The organism is Legionella yabuuchiae, assembly GCF_900640115.1.
Classification (GTDB): Bacteria; Pseudomonadota; Gammaproteobacteria; order Legionellales; family Legionellaceae; genus Legionella_A; species Legionella_A yabuuchiae.
This window is the reverse complement of sequence record NZ_CAAAIW010000002.1, coordinates 1-13,400: the sequence shown is the minus strand read 5'-3', so window position 1 is coordinate 13,400 and position 13,400 is coordinate 1. Positions and strand designations below refer to the sequence as shown.

Here is a 13,400-nt window from a genome sequence, read left to right as displayed (position 1 = left end):
AACTGTAAAAAACAGTCTAATAGTCTAGAAAATCATCGAGTTCTTCACGCAGACGTTTCTCCTCTAACAAATTTTCCAAACGTCTGCGCGCATCGGATGTTGAGCCAATACGGCTATCTAGGATAAGTTCATCGGCTTCGACAAACTCATCTTCTGCCAGTAACTCTTTTTCTTCATCTTCATCGTATAAATTACTCATGCTATCCTCTCGAAAGTTAAAATAGCAATTAAACTTCGCTGCTGATTCATGCTTATCAGAGTCGCGAAACCTTAAACTAGGGGGTATTCCCCTAGGTATTCCCATAAACAATCGTTACAGGCGAAGCGTATATACCTTAAATTTTACGATTTGCCTAGTTTTTTTAAAAAAAATTAATGCGAAAAGACCGACTTGGGCCAAAAAAAGGATTTCTCTTGCAATATGAAATATATCTTTGTGATAATCAAGAAAAATAAGTTCCACAGCAATTCGTGCTTCCGAACAGATCACTCATGGCGGGATTACTCAGCAAAATAAATATCGCTTCACCTTGCTATGAACACTCTTTATATTATGAGCAACCAATCAAAAGCCGAACTTAGAAAAGAATTAAAAAAATTGCGGAATCTTTTACCTAAAGATGAGCAAGATAAACGTTCTCATCAGATTTGCAGCCAGGTTAAACATCTAGCCGCATTTAAGCGGGCAACGAACATCGCGTTATACAACGCTATTTCGGGAGAGGTTAACCTAGATGAACTTTGGCAATTTGCTCAACATCAAAATAAAACGTGTTACTTTCCTGTCTTACAACCTGATTTAACACTAGCTTTTCTTCCAGCGGATACCAGGACAAAATGGGTTAAAAATCGTTTTAATATTAATGAACCAATCATTGACTTGGCTTATCAAGCCAAGCCTGAAGAGCTGGATATAATTTTTATGCCATTACTTGGATTTGATGAACGTGGCACTCGCCTAGGGATGGGAGCGGGATATTACGATCGAACCCTATCCCAAAAGGAACTGCAACTTACTGCAGGAGTTGCCTTTGAGACTCAAAAAGTAGAATTTATACAACCTGATCCTTGGGATATCCCCTTGGCAGTTGTAATCACTGAACAAAAAATTTATTGGAGCGAACCATGACCCAATATTGGTTAATGAAATCAGAACCTTCTTGTTTTAGCATAGATGACCTAAAAGCATCTCCCAATCAAACATCGGCTTGGGATGGCGTACGAAATTATCAAGCCCGTAATTTTATGCGGGATGATATGAACATTGGCGATCTTGTGTTTTTTTATCACTCAAATTGCAATCCTCCCGGGATTGCAGGGATTGCTAAAGTTATCAGTAACGCCTATCCGGATCATACGGCCTTTGACCCAAACAGCGAGCATCCCGATGTGAATAGTACGCCCGATAATCCGAGATGGTTTATGGTGGATGTGCAATTTAAAGAAAAATTTCCAAAACTCATTTCATTAAATGAGCTAAAAAAACATCCTGAGCTTCAAGGGATGACTTTACTACGCAAGGGCAACCGCCTCTCAGTCATGCCAGTAGGCTCTAACGAGTGGGATTTTATCATGCAACGATTAGCAGCGTCCTAGGTTAATGCGTCTTTATCGACCTCGCCGGTTCGAACTCGGACTACGTGCTGTAGATCATAGACAAATAGTTTGCCGTCACCAATTTTACCCGTATACGCGGACTTACAGATTGCATCGATGGCGGCTTCAATCATATCGTCTGGCAACGCCAATTCAATTTTAATTTTGGGCAAAAAATCAACCACATACTCTGCACCGCGGTACAACTCGGTATGTCCTTTTTGACGACCAAATCCTCTGGTTTCTGAGATGGTAATCCCAGGAACACCAATTTCCATTAACGCCTCATGAACATCGTCTAATTTGAACGGTTTAATAATAGCCATAATCATTTTCATAGCATCAACTCAACAAAGGTAATTTGAAATCCCATAGCCGTTAACAGTGAACTCTGCTAGACTTTCAATAAAGTCAAAACGGTATAGGGAGCAGTCATGTTTGAACCAAAAGATTTCGATGAATTAGCCAAAAAACTCTACGCAGCTTTGCCAAGCAGCTTACAGGAAGTAGAAAAGGATATCCAACAGAAGTTTCAAGAAATCTTAAAATCGGCTTTTAAACGACTGGATCTAGTAACACGCGAAGAATTTGATGTGCAAGTTAAAGTTTTGTTGCGTACTCGCGAGAAAGTAGAAGCTCTACAAAAACAAATTGACGTGCTTTCGAAAAAAAAATCTAAATAGTGTTCTCATTGTTACCTTGATCGTTCAAAATGCGAGTTTTTAGGCGCCTTTATTTTTTGGCCTGTCGCATTTTAAAAAGCGAGTAATGGCTCATTCCCCTGCGAGTTTTTTTAAATGCGGCAAGGCGAAAAAATTGATAGCGAAAATCCAGTATCTTCAGGTGGAATGGGTATAAATTTTACTGTACTCATATATTTTGATTCGTTAGAATGCCAATGGTCCAACCAGGGAAGCAGAGAATCATTATGAATCTAGCCATTACCAAAACCCGCAGCGCATTAGGCATCCATGCGCAGTCCGTCTCCGTAGAAGTTCATTTATCAAACGGGCTACCATCCTTCACGATTGTCGGGCTGCCTGAAACGGCGGTTAAAGAAAGTAAAGATCGCGTACGAAGCGCAATACTCACGAGCCATTTCGAATTTCCTTATCGTAAAATTACTGTGAATCTTGCGCCTGCGGATTTGCCTAAAAGTGGAAGCGGTTTTGATCTGCCAATCGCTATTGGCATCCTGGCCGCTTCAGGGCAATTACCCCTTGATAAATTGGACTCTCATGAATTCATAGCTGAATTAGCGCTTAACGGATGCCTCAGAGGCGTTTCAGGTATTATACCTATTGTTTTAGCAAGCAAACGTGAGCATCAGCAGTTAATTATTGCTGAGTCTAATGCTGAAGAAGCTTCATTAGCCAACAAAAGCAATGTATTAGCGGCTAATAATCTTCGAGAAGTATGTAGTTATTTGTGCCAAAGTACCGCGTTAATGGAACTACCAGCAAGACCGGTGATCACGCGCGATGATGCTCAAATCGATTGGTCAGAAATCAAAGGCCAGGAGCATGCTAAGAACGCATTAGAAATCGCTGCTTGCGGAGGGCATAGTATTTTATTAAGCGGCCCACCTGGAAGTGGGAAAACCATGCTGGCTTCTAGATTTAGTACTTTACTGCCGGAGCTATCAGAAGATGAAGCTCTGGAATGCGCAGCTATTCGTTCAATTCGCGGTAAGCTATCTAATTACATCCACTGGCGCCAGCCCCCTTTTCGCGCACCGCATCATACTGCTTCGCCAGTAGCCCTCGTTGGCGGCGGGAACCCACCTAAACCTGGAGAAATTTCATTAGCGCATCATGGTGTTTTGTTTCTAGACGAGCTGCCAGAATATCATCGTCATGTATTAGAAACCTTAAGAGAACCCTTAGAGTCAGGCCATATTTGTATTTCAAGAGCGGCATGCCAAATGGAGTTTCCAGCACAATTTCAACTGATTGCTGCTATGAATCCCTGTCCATGCGGCCATTGGGGTAATCCTAAAGGAAATTGCCTTTGCAGCCCTGAACGTATTAATCGCTATTTAGCAAAACTGTCTGGCCCTTTGCTCGACCGCATTGATATGCAACTGACTGTCCAAGCATTAAGTGAAGAAGAACTCATTAAACCCAATCAAAATCCATCAGGACTAAGTGTCAAGATTCGTGAAAAGGTAGCGTTGATTCGAGAGAAGCAACTTAAACGACAAGGATGTATTAACGCGAAATTATCTGCAAAAGATTGTGAAACCGTCTGCGCTCTGGGCGATCAAGAACAAGCCTTTTTAACTCAGGCGTTGAGTCAATTAAAGCTTTCTGCAAGAGCGTTCCATCGCTTATTGAAAGTCTCTAGAACCATTGCTGATAGACGCAATTCGGAGGCGGTTCTTCTGCAAGACTTGCAACTGGCCTTGTCTTTTAAACAAACGTTGGTCACTACCTAGGCGGCCATGATGAGAATAAGAATGATGAATCGTTATTGGGTATAATTTTAGTCTCAGTATAATACCGCTTGTAAAATGGCCATACGCGCAAAAATACCATTTTGAACTTGTTTAAAAATAAATGACTGTGGGCCATCCGCCACTTCATTATCAATTTCAACCCCGCGATTCATTGGTCCTGGGTGCATGACCATTGCATCGGGTTTAGCCAGTTTTAATGCGCTTGGAGTCAGCGCAAAATGCTTGCGGTATTCGGCTACATCTAGATTTTCTTCTGCGTTTAACCGTTCTTGCTGCACACGAAGACACATAATCACATCCGCATCTTGCAATCCATCTTTGAGTGAAGTGGTAACTCGTCCAAAGTGAGTTGCTCTGGGCTGCCATAGTTCAGGCGCAATCAATGACAACTCGCCTACCCCCAAAAGGGAACAAAGGCATTGAAATGAGTTGGCAACTCGCGAATGAAGAATATCCCCAACTACCGCTATCTTTAATTGGCTCAAATCAGGCTTATGCTCAACAATGGTGACCATATCTAAAATCGCTTGACTCGGATGCGCGTGTTGACCATCTCCGGCGTTGATGATATGAACGTGTTTTGGCATTTTAGAAGCTAAATCCTGCGGTAATCCATCTTGAGAATGTCGAACAATAAAAACAGAAATACCCATTGCAGATAACGTTTTGACCGTGTCTACAATTGCCTCTCCTTTGCGCTCTGAAGAACGTTGCAAATCCAAATTAATGACGGGTATTTTTAAGTGGTTTGCCGCCAGTTCAAAGCTCACTTGCGTGCGAGTACTGTTTTCATAAAATAAATTCGCGGCTGTAAATTGCGAATAAGAAGGATATGTGCCATTTTTCTTAAAATTTAAAGCATTTTGAATTAAAGATTCCGCATCGTGCCGAGATAACTGACTGATTTCAAGAAAATGTTGCATGCGTTTGTTCTCTGCAGAAAATGTTACAATATTTTATGCGATGAATATAATTTGTCTATAAAACACTTCATATGTGAGAAAAAATCACTAGGGGCTGTTGACAACTCATCCCGCCGCCCTACGTGCCGCGGCTTGTCCGCGGCATCCAAACGATGCTCAGTATGACGCCTGCGTTTAAATTATTTGGTAATTCATTGATTAAGAGGTGCAAACTCATATTATAACGGTCCTAACCAGTCATAAAACGAGTTTGTGATGCCAAAAATTATGCTCAGTGACGAGCTATGGTCAAAGCTGAGGAATGTTATGCTACAACAAAGGATTTATGACAAGCCTAATCTACGAATGATCATTGAAGGCATGTTATATCGTATGCGTGTTGGCTGCCCATGGCGAGACCTACCAGCAGAATTTGGATGCTGGAATTCAATTTACCAGCAGTTTAACCGTTGGTCGATAAAAAACAAATTGATGAAAATTTTTTAAAGGACTTGTGCAAGAGCCAGATCTTGAATGGGAATTCATTGATGGTAGTATTGTTCGTGCTCATCAACACAGTACAGGTGCTTGCAGTGTCGAAAACGAGGCCATCGGTAAATCCAGAGGCGGGAACACAACCAAAATTCACATGGCCGTTGATTCATATGAATTACCCATTGAATTTCAACTGACAGGAGGTGAAGTGCATGATGCAAAAGGCGCTCCGGAATTGATTTTAAAGTTACCAAGATCTGCTTATGTCATTGCCGACAAGGGCTATGATAGCGAAGATATTCGTGAACAAATCAGAGAAAAAGGTGCCGTAGCTAATATCCCATGAAAACAGAACTCTAGAACTGGTAATGCAGATATTGACTGGCGTTTATACAAATATCGGCATTTGGTAGAAAATGTGTTTGCACGTCTTAAACATTTTCGAGCCGTTGCGACACGATATGATAAATTGAAACGCAACTATGCTTCGGTGATTGCGATGGCCTGTTCCTGCATGTGGCTATCTATGTAATGACGATATCTAGTGATATTATTCCTGTGAGTCCAATATTAAACAAGGAAGCGGGATGAAATCATTTTACGTTTATGTCATGGCAAGCAAGCGTAATGGGACCCTTTACGTTGGCTCCACCGTCGATTTGATCAAGCGTGTTTGGGAACATAAAAATAAGATCGCTCCCAGTTTTACAGCCATGTATAATATAAACATATTGGTCTTTTATGAGGCGCACCAACGCTATGTTGAGGCTGCTAGACGTGAAAAACGTTTCAAAAATTGGCCGCGTCAATGGAAAATAAATATTATCGAGCAAGTAAATTCAGAATGGCGTGATTTATACGAAGATATTTGCCGTTAAGCAAGATCGTTTGGATGCCGCGGACAAGCCGCGGCACGTAGAGAGGTGGGATGAATTGTCAACAGCCCCTAGGATTTTAGATTTTTGTCCTTACTAAACTGAATACAAGGAGCGTATAATATGTTCAAAACAAGCCTTCGCAATATTTTATTATTGACTTGCTTTATATTCATTACCCAAACTTATGCTGCCCCCACTCAATATATTAATGTTGCCTCCGCTAGCAATATATCTTTAGTGATAAAAAAGATTGCAAAGCAATATGAGAGGGAAACTAATAATAAAATTAAAGTTTATTCTGATGCCTCAGAAAAACTATACAAAAATATTCTTAACCATGCGGCAATTGATATATTTATTCCTGCAAATAATCAATATGCTGATCGGCTTATACAATCAAACCTAGCCGACTCGAAAAATATCGAAACAATCGCTCGAGGTGTGTTGGTTTTATGGGCGCCTAATACTAATATACAAAACGCAGACATAAAAGAATTTTTGCATAAATATTCCAAAACCTTAGTGATGTCTAACCCGGATCATGCACCATTTGGCTTTGCAGCCAAAGAGGTATTAAATAAATTAAACGTATGGCAGAATTTACAACCAAATCTAATTATAGCTGATAATGCTCATGATGCTCTTATAACAATCATCGACGGCAAAGCAGATGCAGGCTTTGTTAGCAAAGCTCAACTAATCCACTTAAAAGAGCAATCCAATGTTCCTAACCAAAAATCGGTTTTGATTGTCCCTCAAAATCTATACACACCGATTACCCAGAAGGTGATTTTATTGAATCAAGGAAGTAAAAATCCAGCAGCAAAATCATTCTATGACTACTTGACTTCCCCTTCTGCACAAAAAATATTACAGCAGTATGATCTTGCAGCGTAATAAAGAGCACATAGAATAGAGTTTCAGGAAGTCTCTTCCAATACAAAATGAGCCTGAAAAAAGGGTGAAAAAGAAGAAAAAAGGACTAAACCAGATGATGTCGCCCAAACTGTTGCGGTTTTTAAGGTTTTCTTCACCCAGGCAAAGAGCTCATCCAATAGGGGGCTTGCTTTTTCAAGTCTGAATGCCTGACGTTGTTCAGGGTTGAGCCCCATCGCTTTGGCTTGTTTTTCAATAGCGTAGATTTTTTAATATAGGCAAAGGCTTAATTGACTTTTACCTGTCGTTTTAGCGATTTTAACGAGCTCAGCAAAAGAAAGGTTACACGCATATTTAGGTCGGATGTGAGCAATAACTTTGATGCTAGCTGGAATGACTTCCAACTGCTCACTGACTTCTTCACCAGTTCTCTTTTTTCACAGCCGTATTCGCACTGCCCTTCTGAAGGCTCAACATCATGGATGATTTCTTCACGAGGCAAGTGCTGCTTAGCTCGTAAACTCGCTAAGCGGCACTAAATTCCGAGACGACACACATTAGAAAACGTATTTACAAGAAAAGGCACTAGACTTTACGTGCCCCTAGGATGTGCAAAGAAGGAAACGTTAAGAATGTTGCAACCATTGCTCTAAAATAATGCAGGCAGCGATGCTGTCAATTTCTGCCTGGCTCAACTTACGATACCCCCCTTTTTCAAATAAATAAGCTCGCGCTTCTTTGGTTGATAGCCGTTCATCTTCAAGATAAACGGGCAGGGAAAAACGTTTGTTTAGTTGCTTAGCAAATCGGCGGCTTGCAGCGGTTGTGTATAGTTCTTCGTTATCGATGGTTTTGGGCAATCCTACAATCAAAGCGTTAGGCCGCCATTGATTGATTAATAATTCGAGTTTTATCCAATCAGGATTGCCTTGTGTGGCAGGTAATGTAGGCAAAGGTGAAGCGCTGGCCGTTAACCGCTGACCAACCGCCACTCCAATTCGTTTAAAACCAAAATCAAAACCAAGAAAAACGCCTTCAGGCATGACCAGAACCAGACGTTAATAGTCTCATATCAACCCCAATGCTTGCTCCTGCATAAAGCCAGCGATCTTCAAACGGTACATCATACACAATTTCGGGATTAAAGGGGCAAACCAGCCACACATTATCAAGCATTTCTTGTTCCAATTGATTCTCATTCCATAAGGTATAACCCAAGGTCACTAGAACATCCTTAGGACCATGGTCATCAGCAATGGCTCGAATAATATCATTCGAGGTGGTGACCGTCACGTCGTCTCGTAGAGAAAGACTTGAACGCCAATGACCAAAGGGTCTATGGATAACAAATCCTCTATCGGGTTGGATGGGCCCACCATACAACAAAGGCATATCGTTTTGCTCATTTTTCTTGGCCTCAATATGCAATTGATCGAATACAAATCCCAATGGAAACTCTAATGGACGATTAATAATTAGGCCTACCGATCCTTGTACGTGATGTTCACAAACGTACACCACTGACTTTTTGAAATTTGGATCATTCAATGAAGGCATAGCAATCAACAAGTGATTTGCTAATGAAGTATTTATAGTCATGACTATGCCTCCTGTATTTTTATCTTCTATTAATAAGTATATACCACTGAGAGAAATCGATTTTGGTATGAAAAATTAGCGGGGCATATACCCGTGATCTTTCAAAATGCGTGTTTTTAGTGCCTTTATTTTTTGTCCTGTTGCATTTTAAAAAGCGAGTAATGGCTCATTCCCTTGCGAGTTTTTTAAAATGCGGCAGGGCGAAAAAGAAAAAGCATCAATCACACATTTTGAAAAATCACGGGTATATTTATAATGAGGCTAGCGGTAAGATGATAAGAAAGAGCATCCTCTACGAAAAAAGGATACAAAGTGGATTCTATTCAGTTAAAACCAAGTGATATTTTCATTTTAAGGGCCTGGGAATTCGATGAACTGTTGTGGTTAATTATTGGCATCAGTATCATTTTATTTTTGTTTACTTTATACATTTGGGATAGAACCCAAAAGCGCCATACCATCTTACGAAATTACCCTATCATTGGCCATTTTCGATATATTGGTGAGTTTTTAGGGGAGTATTTAAGACAGTATCTTTTCGCCGGCGACCGTGAGGAATTGCCATTCAATCGAGCCGAGCGAAGTTGGGTTTATCGTGCGGCTAAAAATGTCGACACCACCGTTGGATTTGGGTCAACTCGTCCCTTACACAATACCGGTGACGTTTATTTCGTGAGTGCTCCTTTTCCGCCGCTTGCTCGCGATGAGGCGGCTATTCGACCGATCACAATAGGACCGTATTGTGAAACACCTTACACCTCGACTCATATATATAATATTTCCGCTATGAGCTATGGGTCGATTTCAAAACCCGCCATTTTAGCGTTATCCAAAGGTGCTAAAATGGCGGGGTGTTGGCTTAATACGGGGGAAGGAGGAGTATCTCCTTATCATCTAGAATATGGCTGTGATTTGGTCGCGCAGATTGGTACAGCAAAGTATGGTTTTAGGGACGCCAATGGTCTTTTATCCGATGAAAAATTAAAATTTTGGGCCGAAAAAGATTCTATCAAAATGTTTGAAATTAAACTGAGTCAAGGGGCCAAACCCGGAAAAGGCGGGATCTTGCCTGCGGTTAAAGTAAGTAAAGAAGTCGCTGAAATTCGCGGTATCCCTGAAGGAGTAGATTCAATTAGTCCTAATCGACATGTCGATATCAGCAATGTTGAAGAACTATTAGATCAAATCCAGCACATTCGTGACATCACTGGCAAACCAGTGGGCTGTAAATTTGTCCTCGGAAGTTATGATTGGGTACACGATTTATGCTTAGCGATTCACAAACGAGGCATTACGCATGCCCCTGATTTCATCTCACTCGATAGCGCCGATGGAGGGACGGGGGCATCACCTCAAGGACTCATGGATTATATGGGCATCCCGATCCAAGAATCGTTGCCAAGGCTCGTGGATATTTTGGTACTCTATAATCTACGCGATAGAATCAAAATTATTGCCAGTGGGAAATTAATCACGCCGGCCGAAGTAGCTTGGGCATTGTGTGCTGGCGCTGATTTCGTAAATTCTGCTCGTGGCTTCATGTTTGCCTTAGGCTGCATTCAAGCGATGAAATGTCACAATAATACCTGTCCTACAGGCATTACAACGCACGATCCTCGCTTGCAACGCGGTTTAGTTAGTAAAAATAAAGCCATGCGGGTTTATAATTATGCCAACAATATGGCACATGAAATTGCCATTCTTTGCCATTCTTGCGGGGTAGATGAACCACGACAGCTTCAGCGATCTCATGCCAGAATTGTCCGTGAAGACGGTTTTTCCGTTTCACTGGCTGAGATATTCCCAGATCAAGAGCCATTGGAAGAATATAAATAACTGAAGCAACAAACAAACCAGCATCGAGCTTTGCAGCCGAATAAAAACAAGGAATAGGTCATGAAAATGCAAGGAAAGTTATCATCAATATTTTGGAAAGGGTTGTTTACTTTACTTCCTTTGTATTTAACGCTCTATTTTTTCTTCTGGTTATTGAAAAACATTGAAATTACATTTGGCGAAGCCTTGAAATTAATTTTGGGAGGCTTTTACTTTCCTGGTATGGGATTAATTGCCGCCCTAGTTTTAGTGTTTACCTTTGGGCTTCTGCTTCAAATCTATATTACTCGCTATATTAACGACTTGTTAAACCGATTTATCAGTAAATTACCTGTTATTGGTGAGATTTACGACTCATTACAATCAATTGTTAAGTATTTAACCAAGCCTTCCACCCCTGGAGGAGAAGAAGTGGTCATGGTTGAATTTGAAGAACTAAATTTTAGAATGCTTGGCATTGTAACTCGAAAAGAATTTGACAATGCGCCAAAGGGGATAGGTAAAGAGGGTTGGATTTCTGTTTATCTCCCTATGAGTTATCAGCTTGGCGGGTTTACGGTGTACGTGCCGGAACGTTGCGTCACCAAGGTTAATTTAAGCTCTAAACAAGCCCTGAAATGGGCTTTAATCGGTGGAATTAAGAAATAAATCCAGATTTTCAGCTAAAATTAAAGTAATCGCTAACGTTATCAATAGGACAATGGAATGATTACAGCAAAGGACAAAATTGCAAATCCAGTTAAGTTTTACACAACCCCTAGAGAGGTGGAGTTAGACGATGAGTTAAGTGTGGATGAAAAAATAAAAGTACTAACCAACTGGCTGGATGATATAAATTTGCGAATTACTGCTGAAAGTGAAAACATGCCAGCTCATGAAGAAACTCGTTTCTATATGGCGGAGGTTGAGCGCTTGTTGCATAAATATCAACACTTACAAGCAGAGAAAAAAAGCTAGGACTGTTGACAATTCATCCCGCCGCCCTACGTGATGCGGTTTGTTCGCGGCATCCAAACGATCGTACTTAAGGGCAAATATCTTCGTGTAAATCACGCCATGCAGAATTTACTTGCTCGATAATATTTATTTTCCATTGAAGCCGCGAATTTTTGAAACGTTTTTCTCGTCTAGAAGCTTCAGCATAACATTTCGTGTCGCAACAGCTCGAAAATCAACTGCAAGGCTTTAATGTATGGGTTTTTGAGATAATTTATTCCGGACAAAATATTTGTCCTGTTTGGATCCCGTAAACGCTTCTTCGGTAAGAACGAGCCACTTTTTGACCTGATACTGGCTCATAGCCAGGACAATAATCGGCATAGGCCTCAACAGAGTCCTCAAGCAATGCAGGAGAAACCGCGTTTAACCTTAATTTTTTTGGCATCTCTAGGCAAGCAGATCTTACAAATCCCTCCACTGCACTATTTACAATGGCTGGAGCAGAGCCATGTTTGATAAAATCTCTATTCATAATTCCTGTAGTAAGGGTAAAAGATCCTCCTTCTTTAACCTTGTCTATGCCCGCCAAAACCAATTGAATTTGACCAAAAAACTTCTGTTGTAAGCTTTCATGATAGTCTGTCACTCGCATGTCAGTTAGGTGCTTTAAAACCACCCCTCTTGAAGCAACGCATACGACAGCATCTAATTCCAGATTTACCTTATCATACATCGCATTGATAGAATCAACAGAGTTTAAATCTACATGTAGGTCACCTTGTGAATAACTTGCTGTAACTATATCTGTATCCCGCCTCAGTTCTTGAGTTACATACTTCCCGATGGTTCCATAAGCACCAACAATTAATACTCTCATTTATCTTCCCTCTCTTAAAGCTTACCTTTAACATCGATTTTTCATTACTTGAGACTAAACGGCAATGTATATGTTGTATTTTTGGGACAAAAATGTCTATTGAAGCTACTAATCTCTAACCACTCAGCTGAGCATTGTTAGTGATTAGCAGTTAATATTGAACTACTTCAATTTTGTATCTGCATAATAAGTCATTGCTTGCTGCAAAAACGCCACCATGTCTTTATGATAGCCTTGGTAAAATGAAGAAAACTCATTGTATTCTCCATACATTGAAGCTAAACCTTTGTAAGTTTCCCGATTAGGTGTCCAGTACTCGCATACCCAATCATAATGCTTTGCGATTAGCTGCTGAACTTCAGTACTTTGAGCTGGCATTTGCTTTTTTACGCATTCTGCCAATTTAGCGGTTATCTCATTGCACTGCTTATGAAGATCTTCTTTTTGCTGTTTTGTATGGTTGGTTACTTTCTTCCAAGACTCATCAAGAGTCTCTTGGCTAACTCCTCTAGCAGTAAGATAGTCTTCATAAACTTGTTGCTTTTCAGCATCAAACCCTGAAAATAACTCTTTATCACGCATGATTATTTTACCTCTGCAATGTTGAATTGTAGCCTGACAGTTTTCTACCAGATCTTGAAGGTACTTGATTTTTTCTGTCAGTTTATTTCTATTACCAACAAGGGTATCGATTTGTGCATAGTCATCACAATTAAGTATCGTTTTGATATCATCAAGACTTAGACCTAGTGCTTTAAAGAATAAGATTTGTTTTAAATCAACTAATTGACTCTTCTTATAATAACGATATTGATTTTGTCCTATAGCCATTACACTTCAAAATCCGAAATTAGGTTCACTGACAATTTGAAATTTATCAGTGAGCCTAGCTCTCAATAATTTCTTTTTACGCCCAATTTGTTTGAAGAAAGTAGTTATGGCTT

17 protein-coding genes and 2 pseudogenes are annotated in these 13,400 nt (G+C 40.4%); 10 read left to right on the top strand and 9 right to left on the bottom strand.

The genetic code is table 11. From position 1 onward, the window contains the following. Window positions 1–16: 16 nt before the first annotated feature. Window positions 17–199 (bottom strand): PA3496 family putative envelope integrity protein, encoded by a 183-nt coding sequence (locus tag E1O47_RS00835; protein ID WP_133129381.1) that lies wholly within the window; start codon window positions 197–199, stop codon window positions 17–19. A 354-nt stretch (window positions 200–553) separates the two neighbouring features. Here E1O47_RS00835 and E1O47_RS00830 point away from each other — a divergent pair, with 354 nt between their 5' ends. Together E1O47_RS00830 and E1O47_RS00825 are read left to right on the top strand one after the other, a co-directional pair. Next, window positions 554–1,129 carry a 5-formyltetrahydrofolate cyclo-ligase gene (locus E1O47_RS00830; RefSeq protein ID WP_165475008.1) on the top strand — a complete coding sequence of 192 codons (576 nt, stop codon included), beginning with the start codon at window positions 554–556 and terminating at the stop codon, window positions 1,127–1,129. Then, entirely contained in the window at window positions 1,126–1,596 is a 471-nt protein-coding gene (locus E1O47_RS00825) for an EVE domain-containing protein (RefSeq protein WP_133129379.1), read from the top strand. The genes E1O47_RS00830 and E1O47_RS00825 overlap by 4 nt, the downstream gene beginning before the upstream one ends. Here E1O47_RS00825 and E1O47_RS00820 read toward each other — a convergent pair. Next, the gene (locus E1O47_RS00820) at window positions 1,593–1,934 is read right to left on the bottom strand and encodes a P-II family nitrogen regulator (RefSeq protein ID WP_133129378.1); all 342 of its coding nucleotides are present in this window, start codon (window positions 1,932–1,934) and stop codon (window positions 1,593–1,595) included. The two genes, E1O47_RS00825 and E1O47_RS00820, sit on opposite strands and share 4 nt — an antisense overlap. Before the next feature lie 96 nt (window positions 1,935–2,030). Here E1O47_RS00820 and E1O47_RS00815 point away from each other — a divergent pair, with 96 nt between their 5' ends. Together E1O47_RS00815 and E1O47_RS00810 are read left to right on the top strand one after the other, a co-directional pair. Next, window positions 2,031–2,279 (top strand): accessory factor UbiK family protein, encoded by a 249-nt coding sequence (locus E1O47_RS00815; RefSeq protein WP_133129377.1) that lies wholly within the window; start codon window positions 2,031–2,033, stop codon window positions 2,277–2,279. A gap of 245 nt (window positions 2,280–2,524) precedes the next feature. Next, window positions 2,525–4,033 carry a YifB family Mg chelatase-like AAA ATPase gene (locus tag E1O47_RS00810; protein ID WP_133129376.1) on the top strand — a complete coding sequence of 503 codons (1,509 nt, stop codon included), beginning with the start codon at window positions 2,525–2,527 and terminating at the stop codon, window positions 4,031–4,033. A 53-nt stretch (window positions 4,034–4,086) separates the two neighbouring features. Here E1O47_RS00810 and E1O47_RS00805 read toward each other — a convergent pair whose 3' ends face one another. Next, window positions 4,087–4,977 carry an aspartate carbamoyltransferase catalytic subunit gene (locus tag E1O47_RS00805; protein WP_133129375.1) on the bottom strand — a complete coding sequence of 297 codons (891 nt, stop codon included), beginning with the start codon at window positions 4,975–4,977 and terminating at the stop codon, window positions 4,087–4,089. 255 nt (window positions 4,978–5,232) lie between these two features. Between E1O47_RS00805 and E1O47_RS00800 the strand changes: the two are divergent. From E1O47_RS00800 to modA, 3 genes and pseudogenes are all read left to right on the top strand, one after another. Beyond that, a pseudogene (locus E1O47_RS00800) lies at window positions 5,233–5,983 on the top strand (IS5 family transposase). Between the two features lie 55 nt (window positions 5,984–6,038). Next, window positions 6,039–6,329 (top strand): GIY-YIG nuclease family protein, encoded by a 291-nt coding sequence (locus E1O47_RS00795; protein ID WP_133129374.1) that lies wholly within the window; start codon window positions 6,039–6,041, stop codon window positions 6,327–6,329. Window positions 6,330–6,449: 120 nt separating this feature from the next. Further along, window positions 6,450–7,226: a molybdate ABC transporter substrate-binding protein gene (modA, locus tag E1O47_RS00790; protein ID WP_133129373.1), complete on the top strand. Its 777-nt coding sequence runs from the start codon at window positions 6,450–6,452 to the stop codon at window positions 7,224–7,226. 23 nt (window positions 7,227–7,249) lie between these two features. Here the strand turns inward: modA and E1O47_RS12660 are convergent, their stop codons facing one another. The 4 genes and pseudogenes from E1O47_RS12660 to E1O47_RS00775 form a co-directional block, all read right to left on the bottom strand. After that, window positions 7,250–7,462 carry a hypothetical protein gene (locus E1O47_RS12660; RefSeq protein WP_423202746.1) on the bottom strand — a complete coding sequence of 71 codons (213 nt, stop codon included), beginning with the start codon at window positions 7,460–7,462 and terminating at the stop codon, window positions 7,250–7,252. 87 nt (window positions 7,463–7,549) lie between these two features. Then, window positions 7,550–7,707 (bottom strand): annotated as a pseudogene (locus tag E1O47_RS12655) (IS66 family transposase zinc-finger binding domain-containing protein); the annotation flags it as partial. Between the two features lie 124 nt (window positions 7,708–7,831). Continuing rightward, entirely contained in the window at window positions 7,832–8,248 is a 417-nt protein-coding gene (ruvX, locus tag E1O47_RS00780; protein WP_133129372.1) for a Holliday junction resolvase RuvX, read from the bottom strand. Then, complete coding sequence (locus E1O47_RS00775) at window positions 8,241–8,804, bottom strand: YqgE/AlgH family protein (RefSeq protein WP_133129371.1); 564 nt, start codon at window positions 8,802–8,804, stop codon at window positions 8,241–8,243. The genes ruvX and E1O47_RS00775 overlap by 8 nt, the downstream gene beginning before the upstream one ends. Window positions 8,805–9,116: 312 nt before the next feature. On the opposite strand from E1O47_RS00775, the gene E1O47_RS00770 reads away from it, so the two are divergent. Genes E1O47_RS00770 through E1O47_RS00760 form a run of 3 tightly spaced genes read left to right on the top strand, consistent with a single transcriptional unit; the run spans window position 9,117 to window position 11,597 of the window. Next, window positions 9,117–10,640, top strand: coding sequence for an FMN-binding glutamate synthase family protein (locus E1O47_RS00770; RefSeq protein WP_242601948.1), 1,524 nt, complete (start codon window positions 9,117–9,119; stop codon window positions 10,638–10,640). A 60-nt stretch (window positions 10,641–10,700) separates the two neighbouring features. Beyond that, window positions 10,701–11,288: a DUF502 domain-containing protein gene (locus E1O47_RS00765; protein WP_133129370.1), complete on the top strand. Its 588-nt coding sequence runs from the start codon at window positions 10,701–10,703 to the stop codon at window positions 11,286–11,288. Between the two features lie 57 nt (window positions 11,289–11,345). Continuing rightward, window positions 11,346–11,597 carry a hypothetical protein gene (locus E1O47_RS00760; RefSeq protein WP_133129369.1) on the top strand — a complete coding sequence of 84 codons (252 nt, stop codon included), beginning with the start codon at window positions 11,346–11,348 and terminating at the stop codon, window positions 11,595–11,597. A 253-nt stretch (window positions 11,598–11,850) separates the two neighbouring features. Here E1O47_RS00760 and E1O47_RS00750 read toward each other — a convergent pair whose 3' ends face one another. Then, entirely contained in the window at window positions 11,851–12,456 is a 606-nt protein-coding gene (locus E1O47_RS00750; protein ID WP_133129368.1) for a short chain dehydrogenase, read from the bottom strand. Window positions 12,457–12,618: 162 nt separating this feature from the next. After that, complete coding sequence (locus E1O47_RS00745) at window positions 12,619–13,287, bottom strand: MerR family transcriptional regulator (RefSeq protein ID WP_133129367.1); 669 nt, start codon at window positions 13,285–13,287, stop codon at window positions 12,619–12,621. Window positions 13,288–13,400: the final 113 nt, after the last annotated feature.